The sequence below is a fragment of the Variovorax paradoxus genome (assembly GCF_009755665.1).
Classification (GTDB): domain Bacteria; phylum Pseudomonadota; class Gammaproteobacteria; order Burkholderiales; family Burkholderiaceae_C; genus Variovorax; species Variovorax paradoxus_G.
Map to the genome: position 1 here is coordinate 5535893 of NZ_CP046622.1, position 18394 is coordinate 5554286.

15 protein-coding genes are annotated in these 18394 nt (G+C 65.3%); 8 read left to right on the top strand and 7 right to left on the bottom strand.

Annotation, left to right across the window (positions count from 1 at the left end):
* Positions 1-2: 2 nt before the first annotated feature.
* From GOQ09_RS25870 to GOQ09_RS25885, 4 genes are read right to left on the bottom strand one after another with little or no spacing between them, the layout of a single operon-like run.
* Entirely contained in the window at positions 3-1553 is a 1551-nt protein-coding gene (locus GOQ09_RS25870) for a polyamine aminopropyltransferase (protein WP_157616492.1), read from the bottom strand.
* 16 nt (positions 1554-1569) lie between these two features.
* Positions 1570-1788 carry a DUF350 domain-containing protein gene (locus GOQ09_RS25875; protein ID WP_015868006.1) on the bottom strand — a complete coding sequence of 73 codons (219 nt, stop codon included), beginning with the start codon at positions 1786-1788 and terminating at the stop codon, positions 1570-1572.
* Between the two features lie 57 nt (positions 1789-1845).
* Positions 1846-3345 carry a DUF4178 domain-containing protein gene (locus tag GOQ09_RS25880; protein ID WP_157616493.1) on the bottom strand — a complete coding sequence of 500 codons (1500 nt, stop codon included), beginning with the start codon at positions 3343-3345 and terminating at the stop codon, positions 1846-1848.
* A gap of 9 nt (positions 3346-3354) precedes the next feature.
* A complete protein-coding gene (locus tag GOQ09_RS25885; protein ID WP_157616494.1) occupies positions 3355-4404 on the bottom strand; it encodes an SPFH domain-containing protein in 1050 nt (349 codons plus the stop codon).
* A gap of 167 nt (positions 4405-4571) precedes the next feature.
* On the opposite strand from GOQ09_RS25885, the gene GOQ09_RS25890 reads away from it, so the two are divergent.
* The 3 genes from GOQ09_RS25890 to GOQ09_RS25900 all read left to right on the top strand — a co-directional run bounded on the left by GOQ09_RS25890 (position 4572) and on the right by GOQ09_RS25900 (position 7988).
* A complete protein-coding gene (locus GOQ09_RS25890; protein WP_157616495.1) occupies positions 4572-6914 on the top strand; it encodes an NADP-dependent malic enzyme in 2343 nt (780 codons plus the stop codon).
* A gap of 184 nt (positions 6915-7098) precedes the next feature.
* Entirely contained in the window at positions 7099-7512 is a 414-nt protein-coding gene (locus tag GOQ09_RS25895; protein ID WP_157616496.1) for a ribonuclease domain-containing protein, read from the top strand.
* Positions 7513-7562: 50 nt separating this feature from the next.
* Positions 7563-7988: a barstar family protein gene (locus GOQ09_RS25900; RefSeq protein ID WP_086012221.1), complete on the top strand. Its 426-nt coding sequence runs from the start codon at positions 7563-7565 to the stop codon at positions 7986-7988.
* A gap of 268 nt (positions 7989-8256) precedes the next feature.
* Here GOQ09_RS25900 and rsmA read toward each other — a convergent pair whose 3' ends face one another.
* From rsmA to GOQ09_RS25915, 3 genes are read right to left on the bottom strand one after another with little or no spacing between them, the layout of a single operon-like run.
* Positions 8257-9027 (bottom strand): 16S rRNA (adenine(1518)-N(6)/adenine(1519)-N(6))-dimethyltransferase RsmA, encoded by a 771-nt coding sequence (gene rsmA, locus GOQ09_RS25905; RefSeq protein WP_157616497.1) that lies wholly within the window; start codon positions 9025-9027, stop codon positions 8257-8259.
* On the bottom strand, positions 9027-10430 hold the full coding sequence (locus GOQ09_RS25910; protein ID WP_157616498.1) for a peptidylprolyl isomerase: 1404 nt from the start codon (positions 10428-10430) through the stop codon (positions 9027-9029). The genes rsmA and GOQ09_RS25910 overlap by 1 nt, the downstream gene beginning before the upstream one ends.
* A gap of 17 nt (positions 10431-10447) precedes the next feature.
* Positions 10448-13030, bottom strand: a complete 2583-nt coding sequence (locus GOQ09_RS25915) for an LPS-assembly protein LptD (protein WP_157616499.1) — start codon at positions 13028-13030, stop codon at positions 10448-10450.
* Positions 13031-13265: 235 nt separating this feature from the next.
* Between GOQ09_RS25915 and GOQ09_RS25920 the strand changes: the two genes are divergently transcribed.
* From GOQ09_RS25920 to GOQ09_RS25940, 5 genes are all read left to right on the top strand, one after another.
* Complete coding sequence (locus GOQ09_RS25920) at positions 13266-14360, top strand: aminoglycoside phosphotransferase family protein (protein ID WP_157616500.1); 1095 nt, start codon at positions 13266-13268, stop codon at positions 14358-14360.
* Positions 14361-15095: a 16S rRNA (uracil(1498)-N(3))-methyltransferase gene (locus tag GOQ09_RS25925; protein WP_157616501.1), complete on the top strand. Its 735-nt coding sequence runs from the start codon at positions 14361-14363 to the stop codon at positions 15093-15095. It begins immediately after the preceding gene.
* A gap of 78 nt (positions 15096-15173) precedes the next feature.
* Positions 15174-16538 carry a M20/M25/M40 family metallo-hydrolase gene (locus GOQ09_RS25930; RefSeq protein WP_157616502.1) on the top strand — a complete coding sequence of 455 codons (1365 nt, stop codon included), beginning with the start codon at positions 15174-15176 and terminating at the stop codon, positions 16536-16538.
* Between the two features lie 100 nt (positions 16539-16638).
* A complete protein-coding gene (locus GOQ09_RS25935) occupies positions 16639-17100 on the top strand; it encodes a YidB family protein (RefSeq protein WP_157616503.1) in 462 nt (153 codons plus the stop codon).
* Between the two features lie 118 nt (positions 17101-17218).
* On the top strand, positions 17219-18394 hold the full coding sequence (locus tag GOQ09_RS25940; RefSeq protein WP_157616504.1) for an MFS transporter: 1176 nt from the start codon (positions 17219-17221) through the stop codon (positions 18392-18394).

Here is an 18394-nt window from a genome sequence, read left to right on the forward strand (position 1 = left end):
GGTTAGTGTGTCATGACCTTGCCCCACTCCTGTTCGTAAGTGGTGACGAGAGTCTGGTTCGACAGGCGGTTGACCTCGGCCGGCACACGCGCCATGTCGAGCGGAAAATCGAACATCAGCGGCAAAGTCGTAGGCGCCAGGAAACGCAGTCCCGAGGGCAGCGCATCCGGCATGCGGTACGGGCGGCGGCTGGCGATGATGTAGCCCCACTCGCCGAAGCTCGGCACGTGCGCGTGGTAGGGCGTCGCCTTCAGGCCGACCGATTCGATGGTGGTTGCCACAGTCCAGTAGCTCTTGCGCGCCACCAGCGGCGAGGTGGTCTGGATCACCGCATAGCCGCTCGCGGAAAGACGCTTTTCGAGCAGCGAATAGAAACTGTTGGTGTAGAGCTTGCCGATGGCGAAGTTGGTTGGATCGGGGAAGTCCACCACGATGACGTCGAACATGTCTCCCGGCTGCTGCAGCCACTGGAAGGCATCGGTGTTGACGACCTTCACCTTCGGCGAAGACAGCGCATGGCCGTTGAGCGCCGCGAGCGTTTCATGCCTGGTGAAGAGTTCCGTCATATTCGGATCGAGCTCCACCAGCGTGACCGACTCGACCGAGGGATACTTGAGAATCTCGCGCACCGCCATGCCGTCGCCGCCGCCGAGCACCGCTACCTTCTTCGGTGCGCCGTGCGCGGCCATCGCGGGATGAACGAGCGCCTCGTGGTAACGGTATTCGTCGCGCTCTGCGAACTGCAGGTTGCCGTTCAGGAAAAGGCGGTGGCCAAGCTGCCCGCGCGTGACCACGATGCGCTGGTAAGGCGAAGTGGCGCTGAACACGATGCGGTCTTGATAGAACTTGTCTTCAGCCAGGGTGGTGATGTGGTCGGCCCACACAAAGGCGCCGAGCAGCGCCGCGAGCGCAAGAAAGCAGGCCACCGCGTGGGCACCCATGCGGCGCAGTTCATGGCGAAACAGCCACAGCGCCCACACGGCCACGGCCGCATTCATGAAGCCGAACAGTAGCCCCGTGCGGATCATGCCGAGCTGCGGCACCAGGATGAGCGGAAAAGCGACGGATACCGCCAGCGCCCCGAGGTAGTCGAAGGTGAGTACCTGCGAGACGAGGTTCTTGAGCTGGATGTTGCGCTTGAGGATGCGCATCACGAGCGGTATCTCGAGCCCCACCAGCGTGCCCACCACCATCACCAAGCCGTAGAGCAGCAGGCGGAACGCGCCGGGCGCGTACGCATTCGCCAGGAACAGAATGGCCGGCAGCGCGCCGCCGATGAGCGCAACGAGCAGCTCGATGCGAAGGAAATGCGCGGGCAGCTGGCGCTCGAAATAGCGCGAGAGCCACGAGCCGACGCCCATGGCAAAGAGGTAGGTGCCGATGATGGTGCTGAACTGCAGCACCGAGTCGCCGAGCAGGTAGGAGCTCAGCGCAGCCGCGGTCAGTTCATAGACCAGGCCGCAGGCGGCCACCACGAACACGCTGGCGAGCAGCGCGATTTCAACAGGCTGCGGCCCCTTGGCCGGCCGCGCCGGACTGGCAGGAGCGTCCACGGAAGCCAAGCAGGCGCTAATGGATGGCCGCCGCCACGATGACGCAGATGCCCAGGCTCATGGCCGCGACCACCAGCCCCAGCGCGACGTTCTGCTTCTCGACGATCTCGCCCCACAGGTCGTAGGGGGTGAGCTTGTCGATGATCAGGAAGCAGAGCCAGAAGATCAGCACGCCAAGCAGCGCATACACGAGCGATCCGAGGACCACGCCCGGTTTCAGCCATTCAAATCCCATGGGGACCTCCAGTCGTAGTAGCAGTAGTGAGAGAAGACATCGCGCGAAACTCCTCCGTCATTTGTGGCCGCCGCCGCTCGAGTAGCCGCCGTACGAGCCGCCCGTGCTGCGCGAGCTCGAACAGTTTTGCACGCGCGGGTCGCAGCGCGACGAACAGGTGCTCAGGACGATGAGCACAACGATGACGATGATCACGATGAGGATGATCGTGCCGCAGCCCATGCCCGATGCGGCACTGACGGGCAGCGCGTCGCCGCGCACGAACATGTCCTTCTTGTCGTCGAGCTTGAACGCGGCGGATACCGCGCCGCTATCGAGCTTGCTGCCCGAAGACCAGGTCAGCTCGTTGGCCGAGCGCTCCATCGACAGCAGCGAATTGCCGCTGGCGAAGTCGCGGTTGAAGGTTTTCTGTCCGCGCTCGACCTGCCAGTAGAACTCGCCCGCCACATAGGTCGTCTCGGCGTTGTAGGCATATTGCTGCTTGTAGCGCTTGCCAAGATAGCTGGCGCTGCTGCCGTTCTCGGCCATGACGGGCGCGCCGGTGGTCGGCTTGACCATGCTCCAGCCGTCTTCGGCGTCGACCAGGAAGCTGAAGCCGCGCTTCTTGTTGTACAGCAGGTATTCGCTCCAGCCGAAGTGCTCGTCGTCGCCGGGCTCGGTGCCCATGCGATGCTGGAAGCCAACCACCTGCCACTGCGCGCCCTGCAGCTGGCCCACGCTGCCGATGGCGATGAGCGGGCGAACGGGTTCGTTCTGCTCCGCGTGCTTCAGCTCGCCGCCGATGCCTTGCGACAGGTCGATGATGCTGTTGCAAGAGCCGCAGGTGATGCTCTTGCTGTCGGCCAGGTTGACGGTAATGGGCGCGCCGCAATTGGGGCAGTTGAAGGCGCGGCCTTTTTCTTCCTTGGCGGATTCGTCGCGCAGGCCGGTGAGCTGCAGATCTTCAAGCTGCACCGAGCGGCCCAGGTACGCGCCGGGAGGCTGCGTGCTGTAGTCGAGGCTGAGCACCAGCCCGTTGCCGCTGCGCAGCTCGACCATGGGGAACGAGCGGCCCAGTTCCGGCAGATGCGACAGCTCGCCCTGCGCGGAAAGCAGCGCCACCTGTTCGTTCGACGAAACGGTGTAGCTCTGGCCGTTGAACGCGCTGGTGGCGCCCACGCGCAGGTCGGTCGGCGGCGGCGCGGCGCGCTGCAGTTCGAACGGCAGCGCAAAGACATAGGCGCCGTTGTCCTCGCTCAGGATGCCGGCGCGGCCGTCTTCGAGTGCGGCGACCCATTCGGTCCAGCGCCCGCCCGGATGGCTGTATTGCAGCCGCCCGACGATGGTGAACGGCTGGTCCTGGATGCGGCCCGCGGCAAGCAGCTGCAGCGGGCTGAAGTCGTCGAACAGCTCGGCCATCTTGCCGATGCGCGCGAGCGTGTCGCCCTGGCGCACGACGGTGCTCTGGCAATACGGGCACACCGCATGCGTCGATTGCGCGGAACGGAATTCGACCGGTGCGCCGCAGCCAGGGCAGGGCGCACGGTAGGCGCGCTGGGCGCCTGGTTGCTCAGCCATTGCCGGTGCTTAGACCAGCTTCTTGAGCAGCTCCGCCTTCTTGGCGTCGAACTCTTCCTGCGTGAGGATGCCCTTGGTCTTGAGCTCGCCGAGTTTCTCGAGCGTGGTCATGACATCGTTCGGGCTCACCACGGCCACGGCCGGCTGCTGCTGCGTCGCCGCGGCCTGCGCCGCTGCGTTGGGGCTCAGGCCCTGCGCGAGGTTTTGCGCCAGCACCTGTCCGAGCGCCACGCCGGCGCCAAGACCCATGGCATCGCCCGCAATGCCGCCGCCGTTGGCCGCGCCTTCGGCAAACTTGGGAATGGCTTGCGCGGTCTGGTACTGCATGAACTTGCCCATGTCGTTGCCGACCATGCCCATGCCGATCTTCTGGTCGAGGATCTTCTGCAGCTCTTCGGGGAGCGAGACGTTCTGGACCGTGATGTTCTCGAGCTTGATCCCGATCTTTTCGAACTCGGGCACCAACTGCGCGGCCAGCGCCTGCGCAAACTGGATCTGGTTGGCCGCAAGGTCGAGAAAGGGCACGCCGCTGGAAGCGATGGCGTTGCTGATGTTCTGCAGCACCAGGCCACGCAGCTGGCCGTCGAGGTCGGCCACGCTGTAGATGTCGCGCGTGCCGGAAATCTCGGTGTGAAAAAGCTTGGCGTCGCCGATCCGGAACGAGTAGTTGCCGAAGGCGCGCAGGCGCACGGCACCGAAGTCCTTGTCGCGGATGGTGATGGGCTGCGGCGTGCCCCACTTCTGGTCGACCTGCTGGCGCGTGCTGAAGAAGTACACGTCGCTCTTGAAGGGAGATTCGAAGAGCTTGTCCCAGTTCTTGAGGTACGTGAGCACGGGCAGCGTCTGCGTCGTCAGCTTGTACATGCCGGGGCCGAACACGTCGGCCACCTGGCCTTCGTTGACGAACACGGCCACCTGCGACTCGCGAACGGTGAGGGAGGCGCCGTTCTGGATTTCCATCTCGGCCATGGGGAAACGCCAGGCCAGCGTGCCATCGCCAGTCTCGGTCCACTGGATGATGTCGATGAACTGTTTCTTGATGAAATCCATCAGGGCCATGGCCGCTCCTCGTCGAATTTTTTTACAGACTGCGCATATTGCCACATCGCCTTGACAGGCCGTGTTGCTTTCGGCATGCCTCGTTGCTTGCCATGTGGCATATGGCTCGATGGGCCGAGGTCTACAATCGGCGCCCCCAGAAGAAGCGCCACCAGGAGCAACGGCACATGTCCGATTCGACGAACTCATCGACCCCTACGCCCGAAGACAAGCGCGCCGAGTTGCGTCGCGCAGCCCTCGAGTACCACGAGCTTCCGGTGCCGGGCAAGATTGCCATCGCCGCGACCAAGCAGATGGTGAACCAGCGCGACCTGTCGCTGGCCTATTCGCCCGGCGTGGCCGCGCCCTGCGAGGAAATCGTCAAGGACCCGGCCAACGCCTTCAAGTACACGGCCCGCGGCAACCTGGTGGCGGTGATCACCAACGGCACCGCTGTGCTGGGCCTGGGCGACATCGGCCCGCTGGCGGCCAAGCCGGTGATGGAAGGCAAGGGCGTGCTTTTCAAGAAGTTCGCCGGCGTCGACGTGTTCGACATCGAGATCGACGAGAAGGACCCGGCCAAGCTGGTCGAGGTGATCGCCGCGCTGGAGCCGACCTTCGGCGCGATCAACCTGGAAGACATCAAGGCCCCCGACTGCTTCTACGTCGAGCGCGAACTGCGCAAGCGCATGAAGATTCCGGTGTTCCACGACGACCAGCACGGCACGGCCATTACGGTGGCGGCGGCCATGCTCAACGGCCTGAAAGTGGCGGGCAAGGACATCACCCAGGTCAAGCTGGTCACCTCCGGTGCGGGCGCCGCGGCGCTGGCCTGCCTGAACCTGCTGCTCAAGGTGGGCCTGAAGCGCGAGAACGTGTTCGTGACCGACCTGGCCGGCGTGGTCTATGAGGGCCGCGAAGAGCTCATGGACGACGACAAGCGCCAGTACATGCAGAAAACCACCGCACGCACGCTGGCCGAGGTGGTCGAAGGCGCCGACGTGTTCCTGGGCCTGTCGGCCGGCGGCGTGCTCAAGCCGGCCATGGTGGCCAAAATGGCGCCCCGCCCGGTGATCTTTGCACTGGCCAACCCGAACCCCGAAATCTCGCCCGAAGACGCCCACGCGGTGCGCCCGGACGTGATCATGGCCACGGGCCGCACGGACTACCCGAACCAGGTCAACAACGTCCTGTGCTTCCCGTACATCTTCCGCGGCGCGCTCGACTCGGGCGCCACCACCATCACCGACGAGATGGAAATTGCGGCGGTGCACGCCATTGCCGACCTGGCCCAGGCCGAGCAGAGCGAGCGCGTGGCTGCCGCCTATGTCGGCGAAAAGCTGTCTTTCGGCCCGGAATACCTCATTCCGAAGCCGTTTGATCCGCGCTTGATGATGAAGATCGCTCCGGCAGTGGCCAAGGCTGCGGCGGAAAGCGGCGTAGCCACGCGTCCTATCAAGGACATGGACGCCTACCGCGACCGCCTGCAGAGCTTCGTCTATGCGTCGGGCACCACCATGAAGCCCATCTTCGACGCCGCCAAGCGGGCGCAGAAGAAGCGCGTGGCGTATTGCGAGGGCGAGGAAGAGCGCGTCCTGCGCGCCGCGCAGATCGTCGTGGACGAAGGCATTGCCCGCCCCACACTGATCGGCCGTCCGGCCATCATTGCGCAGCGCATCGAGAAGTTCGGGCTGCGCCTGAAGGAAGAGCTCGACTACGACATCGTCAACGTCGAGCAGGACCACCGCTACCGCGACTTCTGGCAGACCTACCACCGCATGACCGAGCGCAAGGGCCAGACGGTGCAAACCGCCAAGATCGAGATGCGCCGCCGCCTGACGCTGATCGGCGCCATGTTGCTGCACAAGGACGAAGTCGACGGCATGATCTGCGGCACCTGGGGGACCACGCTGATCCACCTGCACTACATCGACCAGGTGATCGGCAAGCGTCCAGGCGGCTGCGAAAGCACTCCGCAGGACGTGCCGGTGTACGCCTGCATGAATGGCCTGCTGCTGCCCGACCGTCAGGTGTTCCTGGTAGACACCCACGTCAACTACGACCCCTCGCCCGAGGAACTGGCCGAAATCACGACCATGGCGGCCGAGGAAATGATGCGCTTCGGCCTCAAGCCCAAGGCCGCGCTGTTGTCGCATTCCAACTTTGGCACCAGCAACGAGCCCAGCGCGGTCAAGATGCGCAAGACGCTCGACCTGCTGCGCGTGCAGGCGCCCTGGCTTGAAGTGGACGGCGAGATGCATGGCGACGTGGCGCTCGACAGCAAGCAGCGCGCGGTCGTCATGCCGCACAGCGCACTCGCGGGCGACGCCAATCTGTTGGTTTTCCCAAACATCGATGCAGCCAATATTTCTTACAACCTGCTCAAGACCGCGGCAGGCGGAAATATCGCCATCGGCCCGGTGCTGCTCGGTGCCGCCAAACCTGTGCATATTCTCACGGCCAGCGCAACTGTTCGGCGCATCGTGAACATGACAGCCTTGACAGTCGCTGACGCAAACGCGGAGCGATAAGCCACCTGACGAGAGTGGCTGCCCACTTAAACAGCCACTCTCCGTCCCTTCGCACTGCTCAAACTTTGGGCAGTCGCTTGCTATTTTCGCCAGCGTGGTGCACACTCGCGGGCTTGAATTTGCGGGTTAACCCCAAGGTTTGCCTGCCAATTCGGAACCGCCCGCTCTTTTCTTGTGGTGCCCCATGGCGGCTTACGCCTCGATCACGTCCTCTGTCACTAAGTTTGCGCTCACCGGCTTTGTGCTGGCGGCGTTGGCGACGGGGGCCGAGGCCCGCCGCGAGTGGTTCGGCACCGGAAAGCCTGCTCAGGAATCGATTGCACTGTCCGAATTGCCGGTTCAGGGCCAGCGAACCTACGAAGCCATCCTGAGTGGCGGCCCCTTCCGATACGAAAAGGACGGCACTGTATTTGGCAATCGCGAGCGTCTTTTGCCGCCCGCGCGGCGCGATCACTACCGCGAGTACACGGTGGCAACACCCGGCTCGCGTGATCGCGGTGCACGGCGCATTGTCTGCGGCGGTGAACAGCGCACCACACCCGAGGCCTGCTGGTACACGGCAGACCACTACGCGAGTTTCAGACGGATTGCACCATGAGCGATGACAACGACTTGAGCGGCGCCCCGAAGCGCCCCGAAGAAATGATGATGACTATGGAAAGACCAGCGGAGATGACCTTATCCCTTCGTGCCGTACGCCCGAACATCGTGCAATCGATTCGTGCGTTCCGCGTGAACGACCTGCAGGAAGCCGCCAATGCAGCGGGCCAGCACTTCCTGTACGCCAACCTGGGCAATGCCCAGACCAAGCAGGACGTTCTCGACCTCATCGCGCAGCAGTTCACCTTTCCGGCGCACTTCGGCAAGAATTTCGACGCGCTGTACGACTGCATGACCGACCCGTTGCATAAATCGGGCCCGCAGCCCGGCTTCGTGATCGTGCTCGAACAGATTCCGGCCAACGCCAAGTTCGACAAGGAAGCGCGCGAGCAGCTGCTCGACATCTTCCGCGACGCCTCCGACTACTGGGGAGACCGGAAAGTCCCGTTCCGGTGCTTCTATTCTTTTCTGTAGCCCGTTCTGCACACACCAGCCAAGCAGAACGGGCGAACGAGGCTCAGCCGAACGGCGCAGCACTCGATGGCATCGAAATCAATGGCGGCACAGCTGCCGCGGCAACTGGCACGGAGCCGGAAGGCGAAAAAATGCCGACCGATAAACTGGTCGACGTTTCCCCGCTCGCATTGCGCATGAGCAGCCCCTTCAATGCGGGCTACTGGCTGGCAGCGGCTTAAAGCCCCGGCCCCCGGCGCAATAAAAAAGCCCGTCTCGACGGGCTTTTTTATTTGGGCTCGGGAGGAACGGCCTGGGCCAAGGCCACGTATTCGGCCACGGGCACTTCCTCGGCCCGGCGCTGGGCGTCGAATTCGCCCGCAAAGCCATGCTCTTCGAGCCACCTGCCCAGGGTATGGCGCATGATCTTGCGGCGCTGGCTGAAGGCGACCTGCACGATCTCGCCGAGCCGGGCGGCATCGACGTCCGGCGGCTGCGCCAGCGGCATCATTCGCACCACGGCGCTGTCGACGCGCGGCGGCGGATCGAAACTCTCCGGCGGCACGAACAGCACGTTTTCCATCTCGTAGCGCCACTGCAGCATCACGCTCAGGCGGCTGTAGTCGGAAGTGGCGGGCCTGGCGACCATGCGGTCGATCACTTCCTTCTGCAGCATGAAATGCTGGTCGGCAATCAGGTGCGCGAAACCCAGCAGATGGAACAGGATGGGCGTGGAGATGTTGTAGGGCAGGTTGCCGACCACGCGCAGCGGTGTCGGGAACCGGGCCGCCAGTTCGGCGAAATCGACCTTGAGAACATCGGATTCGATGACGTCGAGCTGCGGATGGTCCCGCAGGCGCTTGGCCAGGTCGCGGTCGAGCTCGACCACTGTCAGGCGCCCGAGCCGTTCGACCAGCGGCTGCGTGAGCGCCGCGAGCCCCGGACCGATCTCGACCATGGCATCGCCGGGCTGCGGCGCGATCTCGTGCACGATCGCATCGATGATGCCGCCGTCGGACAGGAAATGCTGCCCGAACCGCTTCCTGGCGATATGTGCCATCAGGACTGGGGCGTCTCGCGGTATTCGACGTAGGCGCGCGCGCGCACTTCCTGCACCCAGGTGGTGAAGGCCTCCTCGACCCGCTGCTCGCGCAGCACCGCGCGTGCGGCTTCGCGCTGCTCGGCCTGCGTGAGCTTGGATTCGCGGCGGCCGACCACCTGGATCAGGTGAACGCCGAAGCGCGACACCACGGGGTCGCTGATCTGGCCCGGTGCCAGCCGGTCCATGGCTTCTTCGAACTCGGGCACGAATTGGCCCGGGCGCGACCAGCCGAGATCGCCCCCTTCCTTGGCGCTGGCGTCCTGCGAGTTGTCGCGCGCCAGGCCGGCAAAGTCGGCCGAGCCCGCTTGCACGCGGCGCTTGAATTCAGCCAGCTGCGCCACCGCTTGCGCCGTCGTGCGCTTGGGATCGTTGAGCAGCAGGATGTGGCGCACCTGGGTTTGCGTAACGGTTGCATCCATGGCACCCAGCTGGGCCTTGGCCAGCACCTTCAGCACGTGAAAGCCCGCACCCGAGCGAATGGGACCGGCAATACCGTTGACCGGCGTCGACTGGGTCGCTTCGACGAACAGCGTCGGATAGCGGTCGGCACTGCGCATGCCGATGGCACCGCCGTTGGCGCGATCGGGCGAATCGGAGTTTTCCTGCACCAGCTTGGCGAAGTCTTCGCCGGAGCGGGCGCGCTGCGCGAGACCCTGGGCCTTCTGCTGCAGCGTGGCGACCTGCGCGTCGGTGGCGTTCTCGGGCACGGCGACGAGCAGCTGAGCAAGGTTGATGTTCTGCAGGGCCGCGTCCTTCGTGGGCGAGTTGCGCTGGTCGCGCAGGTACTCGTCGGCTTCGGCATCGCTGATCTTTATCTTCGACTCGACTTCGCGGTCGCGCAGGCGCGTGAGCAGCAACTGGTCGCGCAGGTCGTTGCGGAACTGGCGCGCCGAGATGCCTTCGGCCGCGACGCGGCGGCGCAGTTCTTCGAGGCTCAGTTCGTTCTGGCGTGCCACCGTCTGTTCGGCCTGGTCGATTGCCACGTCGTCCACCTTGATCCCGTTTTCCTTCGCCAACTGGAGCTGCGCGCGCTCGGAGATCAGGCGCTCGAGCACGAGGCGCGTGAGTTCAGCGCGGGGCACCCGCTCAGCCTCCGGATTTTCGCGGACGAGGCGAGTGACGCGCGTCTGCACCTCGGTGTTGGTGATGGGCTCGGAATTGACCAGCGCGACGATGTACTCGGCCGAGCGCTGCACGGGCGCCGCAGCGGGAGGCGCACTGCGCTGCACCGGAGGCGCAAGGCGCGGTCCCGCGCGCATGATGTCCGTGATGCCGCCGCCGGAACGCAGGCCCTGCGCGCCCGACGTTGCGGCCAGCGCCGCAAGGCAGCTCAGGGTAAGGATGGAACGGATGTGTTTCATGGCGTTGCTCAATCGTCTCAGTCGTAATTGGTGAAGCGGCTCGGCGCCTCGGTGGGCTCTCGCAGGGGCTGGTAGCGCTGGATGTTTTGCCGCAGTGCCTGCATGGGACTCGATCCGATGCTGGAAAATCCGACGAATTCGAGCTGGAACATGATGCGGGTGTTGGCCGTCACCTGCCCGGTGGTCACGCGCTGCAGCACCACGCGGCCGATCCAGCAGCAGCCGTCGTACTCGAAGCCGAGCACGCCGTCCGTGAGTTTCTTGTCCTGCAGGCTGTAGTTGAGCCGGCCCACCGCATACCAGCGGCCGCCGCCCTGGCCCTTGCCCGGGCCGAGGTCCTTGCCCTTGTCGCCCCACAGGTCGTTGAGCGGCCACTGCCAGCCCACGTCGATCGACTTGTTGCCGTCGGTGGCGGTCGGGGTGCTGGGCGCCTGGTAACGGAAGGCGGCGCTGAGGTTGTGGTACGGCTCGGGGTTGTAGCGCGCGCTGATGGCCGAGCGCGTCGATCTTTGCGTGTCGGGGTTGTACTGAACGACGGTGTCCAGGCTCCACTTGGGCGTCCAGTTGATCTGGGCACCCACCAGCAGGTCGCTCGCGCGGTCGGTGACCGGCACGCCGCCCGGCAGCGTGACCTTCTGGTCGCTGAAGCGCAGCCGCTGCGCAATGCCGAAGCGCGCCGCCTCGACGCCCGTATCGGGGTCGATCAGGCGGGAGGTCACGCCGAGCGTGAGCGTGTTGGTGTCGGAGATGCGGTCGTTGCCAGAGAACGCGTTCTCGGTATAGATGGTCGCAAAGCTGAAGTCGTTGGCGGCCGAGTCGTAGTTCGGCAGCATGCTCTGGTTGCGGTACGGCGTGTAGACGTAGTACGCGCGCGGTTCCAGCGTCTGGCGGAAGGCGCGGCCGAAGTAGCTTGCGTCGCGCTCGAAGATCAGGCCGCTGTCGAGGCTGAAGGTCGGCACCGTCCGGTTGCTCGAAGTCGGGAAGAAGTACAGCGAATTCGGGTTGTAGGGCACGCCGTTGACGTACGTGATCCCGTTGACGGTGAGCTTCGGAACGTCCGCTTGCGGCAGGTAGTAGCTGTACGAAGTCGCGTGCAGTTGCAGCTTCGGAATGACGAAGGAGCTCGGCGTGATGAACGGACGGCTGATGGTTGCCTGCGCAAAGGCGCGGTCCCCGTCGGGCTGCGACTGCTGGTTGACGTCGAAGCCGGGCTGGCCGCTCAGGATGCTGTTGACCCGGAAGCGGGTGTAGTCGAGATTCAGCCCCACGTCGAAGCCGTGCCAGTCGTACTTTCGGTAGTTGGCGGTGATCTGCGGCATGCGGTCATAGGACGGCACGATCGGCGACGCGGTGTATTGCAGCGTCTGGTAGCGCGTGGTGCGCAGAATGCCGTTCCAGTCGCCCTTGCCCCAGTTGAGTGCCGCTTCGTTCGGCAGCTGGCGCTGTGCCAGCGTGGGCGTGCGCGAGAAGTCGCGCCAGTAGTCGTCGTCGCTGACGCGGTTGATGTTGATGTTGGCCGACAGGGAATCCAGTCCCAGCGCCTTGGCATTGAACTCCTGGTGATGGGTGCCCCAGATGCCCCAGCGCTTGCTGCTGTTGGGCGCTGCGGTCAGGTCCTTGGCCTGGATTTCTCCGTTGGCGAGCTGCTGGAGCTGGCTGGCGCGCAGCTCGTTGTAGCGCTGTCCCACCAGGCGGTCGCTGCCCATGAAGTCGAGGCGAATGCTGCCGTCGTAACCCTTCTCGAGATAGCGGAATTCCGAGCCCAGGTTGAGCCCCCGCTTGCTCATCAGCGTGGGCGTGAACGTGGCATCCCGGTTGGGTGCGATGTTCCAGTAGTACGGCTGCGAAATCTCGATGCCGTTGGTGTTGTCGATGCCGACCGTGGGCGGCAGCAGGCCGCTCTTGCGTTCGCTCGACAACGGAAAGCTCACGCTCGGCAGCGGCGGCGTGCTGATGCCCATGAAGCTCAGCCGCGCATTGGTGGCCACGCCGACGTTTTCCTCGGTGTCGGTGGTCATGGTGGCCGCGGTCAGCAGCCAGGCGGGCATCCAGCCCGGGTAGTCTTCGCGGCGGCAGGTGGTGTAAGTGGCGCTACGGGCCACCGACACGCTGCTGTCGACGAAATCGATGCGCTGCGCCTCGCCGTGCCCGCCGGTGGCGAGAAAGCTGTAGCGCACATTGTTGAAGAAGCCTTCGAAGGTCTCGAGCTTGAGCTCGAGCTCGGGGCCTTCGTACACGTTGCCGGCCTGGTTCACCCGCACGTTGCCGCGCGCCTTGGCGCGGTCGTCGGGCTGGTAGTACTCGAGCCGGTCGGCGGTGATGGCGACTTCGCCGCGCCGCAGCGTGGCATTGCCTTCGACCACGGTCTCCAGGTCCTGGCGGCCCGACAGGCGGTCGCCTGTGATCAGGCTCGGCAGCTGGCCCCGCTCGGCGGGGGGCAGTGTTTCGGTCAGTTGCGGCGTGCGCTTGAGCACCAGCGGGCCGTCGAGGCCGCCCGCGGGCTGTGCGGAGGCGCCGTGCGCGTGCAGCATCGCCAGCGACAGCAACGCCAACGGCAGCGGCGGACCGGAACGCCGCAAGGCAGCAGCACGTCGGCTCATCAAGCGCCCCGCCGCATCGTTCCGGAGAAGGACCGCAGTCTCCCCGGGGAGGGCTGCGAGTGCACAAGGTGCCAAACGTGGGAGCTTTGGATCGTAGGCATCGGTCAGGAACGAAGAAATCGTCGGGAGGACGGCGCGGCAGGCCGGCAGGTTGCAGGGGCCGGCGGCAACTCTGTTCGACCAGGGAGGACCGCAGGAGTTGCCGCGCCAGGCGGATTTGTAGAATCGATTATCCATGACAGCACCCCCGTCCCCGGCCACCGAGCCCGCACCCCCTGCCAACCCCATTCTCTGGACCGATCCGCAGCGCGCCGCGGTGTTCGAAGGCTGGCTGGCCGGCATTGCCGCCGCGCACCGCCTGCTGCCCGGCACCGTTCGCCTCGCGTCGGCCGATGCGAGCTTTCGGCGCTACTTCCGCGTCGACACTGCGGAGGCCGCCGGCACCCGCATCGTGATGGATGCGCCGCCCGACAAGGAAAACAGCGAACCGTTCGTGCACATCGCGCGCCTGATGGCCGAAGCCGGCGTCACGGCGCCGCGGGTGCTCGAGTGGGACCGGCCCAACGGCTTTCTGCTGCTCGACGATCTTGGCCACCAGACGATGCTCGACGTGATCGACCCGGCCAAGCCCGACGCGAGCCGCCCGCTCTACGACCAGGCGATCGACGCGCTGATCCGTTGGCAACTGGCGTCCAAGCCGGGCGTACTGCCGCCGTATGACAGGGCGTTGCTCGAGCGGGAGCTGGCGCTTTTCCCCGAGTGGTACATCGGCCGCCACCGCGGCATTGCGGTCGAAGGCCAGCTCAAGGAGCGGCTGGATCGCAGCTTCAGGCTCATCGTGGAGAGCAACCTGGCCTCGCCCAGCGTCTACGTCCACCGCGACTTCATGCCGCGCAACCTGATGGTCAATGTGGCCCCCACGCTTGGCGTGCTCGACTTCCAGGACGCGGTCTACGGCCCGATCACCTACGACATCGCGAGCCTGATGCGCGACGCCTTCCTGAGCTGGGAAGAAGAATTCGTGCTCGACATCACCATCCGCTACTGGGAAGCCGCCCGCAAGGCCAAGCTGCCGGTCGATCCGGATTTCGGTGCTTTCTATCGTTCCGTCGAATGGATGGGCCTGCAGCGCCACCTCAAGGTCGCCGGCATCTTCGCCCGCCTGACGCTGCGCGACGGCAAGCCGCGCTACCTGGCGGACACACCGCGCTTCATCGCCTACATCCGCTCCACGGCCAGCCGCTACATGGAGCTGACTCCGCTGCTGCGCGTGATCGACGAAATCGAAGGCAGCTCGGCCATCACCGGCTTTGCCTACGGCAGGGTCTAGATGCCCCGTTTTCACTGCCCGGTGCCGCTGGCCGCCGGCGCCACACTGGCCCTGCCGCCCGGCGCCGCGCGCCACGTGCAAGTGCTGCGGATGCAACCCGGCGATGCACTCACGCTGTTCGACGGTTCCGGCGGCGAATACACGGCCACGGTCGAGCGCATGGGGCGCAGCGACGTTTCCGTCACGGTCGGCGTCCACACGCCGGCGGAGCGCGAGGCTGCGCGCGCAGTGCATCTCGCGGTCGGCATGCCCGCCAACGAGCGCATGGACTGGCTGGTCGAAAAAGCCACCGAACTGGGTGTTGCAAGCATTCAGCCCCTTGCAACGGCCCACGGCGTGCTGCGCCTTTCAGGCGAACGCGCCGAGAAGAAGAGGGCGCACTGGGAGGCCATTGCCATTGCAGCGTGCGAGCAATGCGGCCGCAACCGCGTGCCGGTGATTCATCCGGTGCGGTCTTTCTCGAGTCCCTCGACATGGATCGATGCGGCGGCGGGCAAAGAGTCGCTGCGCCTCGTCCTGAGCCTGGCCGAAGGCACGCGCCGCTTGGCCGAAGCCATCGCGTCGGCTCCGGCCGACCGAAGCGTGCTGGTGCTGAGCGGTCCCGAAGGCGGCCTGAGCGCCGCTGAAGAGCAAGAAGCGCTCGCGTGCGGCTTTGCGCCGGTCACGCTCGGACCCCGTGTGCTGCGCGCCGAAACCGCGGCACTCGCCGCGCTGGTATCGCTAGCTGGAAACTAGGCCGGCCCGCGGGGTTGCGAGTTGCGGAACAATGCTTGCTTCACCCATTCGTCACAACCAGAGAAGGATCTTCACGTCATGCTTCGCTCGCCACGCGCGCTCCGATTTGCGCCCCTCGCTCCCCTTGTGCTGGCCATGCTCTTCGCCGCCCAGGGTGCGCAGGCTCAGAACACCGCCGTGGCGCCCACGCCCGCGCAAGTCGCTCCCGAGGTCGACAAGGTCTTTACCCAACTGACGGCGGCGCCTTCGATCCAGAAGCTGCTCGACGCAGTCAAGGCCGACCACGACCGCTCGATCGAAGACCTGAAGATGCTGACCGAGATCGAGGCGCCCCCGTTCAAGGAACAGAAGCGCGCCGAAGCTTTTCTCGCGCGCATGAAGGCGCTTGGCCTCACCGACGCGAAGATCGATGCCGAAGGCAACGTGATCGGCCTGCGCAAGGGCACCGGCAACGGCCCCAAGCTGCTCATTTCGGCCCATCTCGACACCGTGTTTCCCTCCGGCACCGACGTGAAGGTGAAGGAGCGCGACGGCAAGCTGCACGCGCCCGGCATCGCGGACGACACGCGCGGCCTCTCGGTGCTGCTGTCGTGGCTCAAGGTGCTCAACGACAACAAGGTGCAGACCGTGGGCGACCTGCTCTTCGTTGCCAATGTCGGCGAGGAAGAGCTCGGCAACCTGCGCGGCATGAAGGCCATCTTCCGCGACAACCTCGACATTGACGGCATGGTGGGGCTGGAGCCTTCGCCGGACGGCAACGTGCTGATTCTCGGCACCGCCAGCCACCGATATGAAGTCACGTTCAAGGGGCCGGGCGGCCACAGCTTTGCTGCCTTCGGCCAGGTGCCCAGCGCCATCCACGGCATGGGCCGCGCCATTGCCAAGATCGCGGAAGTGCGCACGCCCAGCTTCCCGAAGACCACCTTCACTGTCGGCACCGTGGGCGGCGGCACGTCGGTGAACACCATTGCGCCGGATGCGCGCATGGCGATCGACATCCGTTCGGACGACATGGCGTCGCTGCTCGAAACCGAGAAGAAGATCCTCGCGGCCATCGACGAAGCCGTGGCCGAGGAAAACAAGCGCTGGAACGTGACCACGCTGAGCGCAAGCAACAAGCTGATCGGCGACCGGCCCGGCGGCCGTACGCCGTCCGACTCGGTGATCGTGGAGGCGGCCATCCGCTCGAACACCGCCTTCGGCCACAAGACGCTGCTGCGCGGCGGCAGCACCGACGCCAATGTGCCGATGTCGTACGGCATTCCGGCCATCATCATCGGTGGCGGCGGCAAGTCCACCGGCTTTCATGCCTTGAGCGAATCGATCGACGTGACAGACGCATGGAAAGGCGCGCAGAATTCGCTGGTGACAGTGCTCGGCCTGGTCGGTGTGCAAGGGGTCAGCCCCGCATTGCTGCCGAAGCGCGCGGCGCGCACCAAGTAATTTGTCACGCTGCGCGTTCGAAAGTGGGCAACCCCTTGCGCTCGCAGCTCATCTCGCTGGCGACAATGCCGGCAGTTCTGTCACACACCAAGGAAACGTCATGGGAATGCTCGATTCGGTACTCGGCCAAGTGCTGGGAGGCGCTGCCCAACAGCAGCACCCACAAGGCGGCGGCATCGGCGGCTTGGGAGATCTCGGCGGCCTGGCCGGCGCGCTGGGCGGCCTGCTCGCCAACAACGGCGGCCAAGGCGGCCTGGGAGGCCTGGTCTCCAAGTTTGAACAGGCCGGCATGGGCGACGTGATCGGCTCCTGGATCGGCAAGGGAGAAAACCAGCCGGTCTCCGGCGGCCAACTGCAAGACGCATTGGGCAGCGACACCATCGCCAACATCGCTTCCAAGCTCGGCATCAATGCGCAAACCCTGCTGCCCATGCTGGCGGCCATGTTGCCCACCCTCATCGACCAGCTCACGCCGCAAGGCAAGGTGCCGGAGCAAGGCCTCGACACGCCGAACGACCTCCTGGGTTCACTCGGCAGCCTGCTGCAGAACAAGCAGCTGTAAGCCGATTTGCTCAAAGAATTAAGGCGCCCGCGAGGGCGCTTTTTTTTGGCTGGCGCATTCGGGGCGAATCACGTAGAACCTCAGCCTTCATGCCGCAACCTGCTTCCACCTTCTTCCGATGAACCGCAACCTCTGGCTGCTTGCCATCTGCCAGGGCTTGTTCCTGACCAACAACGTCACGTTCATTGCGATCAACGGCTTGGTGGGCCTGAGCATTGCGCCGCGCGGCTGGATGGCCACGCTGCCGATCATGGGCTACGTGGTGGGCGGTGCGCTGACTACCGGGCTGGTGGCGCGCACGCAGCAGCGCTTCGGGCGGCGCGGGTCGTTCCAGATCGGCCTGGCGGTCGGGCTCGGGTCGGCCTTGCTGTGCGCGTTCGCGGTGGTTTCCAAGAACTTCTGGCTGCTGTGCTTTGCCACCGTGGTGGCCGGCTACTACAACGCCAACGCCGGCCTCTACCGTTTTGCAGCCGCCGAACTCGCGGCACCGGCGTGGCGCGAGAAGGCCGTGTCGCTCGTGATGGCCGGCGGATTGATCGGCGCGGTGGCGGGGCCCAACCTCGCGACGGCCACGCGCGAAGTGTTCGCCGTGCCGTTTGCGGGTGCCTACATTGCGCTGGCGGCGGTGGCCCTGCTGTCGATGGTGTTCATGCGCTTCATTGAATTTCCGCCCCCGCTCACACGCCAGCAGGCGATGGGTGGAAGGACGTTGTCGCAGCTCATCCGCCAGCCGGTGTTCATCGTGGCGGCCGCGGCGGGTGCGTTGGGTTTTGGCGTGATGAACCTGCTGATGGCCGCCACGCCGATTGCGATGCAGATCTGCAGCCTGCCTTTCTCCGATGCCGCACTGGTGCTCGAATGGCACGTGATCGGCATGTTCGCACCCGGCTTCTTCACCGGCCACCTGATCCGCCGCTTCGGCGCGCTGCCGGTGATGGGTGTGGGGGTTGCGCTCAACTTCGGCTGCATTGCCGTCGCGCTCTCGGGTGTGGAGCTTCAGCATTTTCTCGTGGCGCTGTGCCTGCTGGGCGTGGGCTGGAACTTCCTGTTCACCGGCAGCACCACGCTTTCGCTCACGGCCTACACGGCGGAAGAACGAGACCGGGCGCAGGGCGCGCTCAACTTCTGCGTGTTCGCGACAGTGGCACTGACCTCGTTCGCCTCGGGCGTGCTGGTCACGACGCAGGGCTGGCAGCTGTTGAACTACGGTTCGCTGGTGCCGGTGGTGCTCACGGGCGCGGGGCTGCTGTGGCTTGCGAAGTCCCGCCGGCGCGAGGCCGCCGCGAACGCCTGA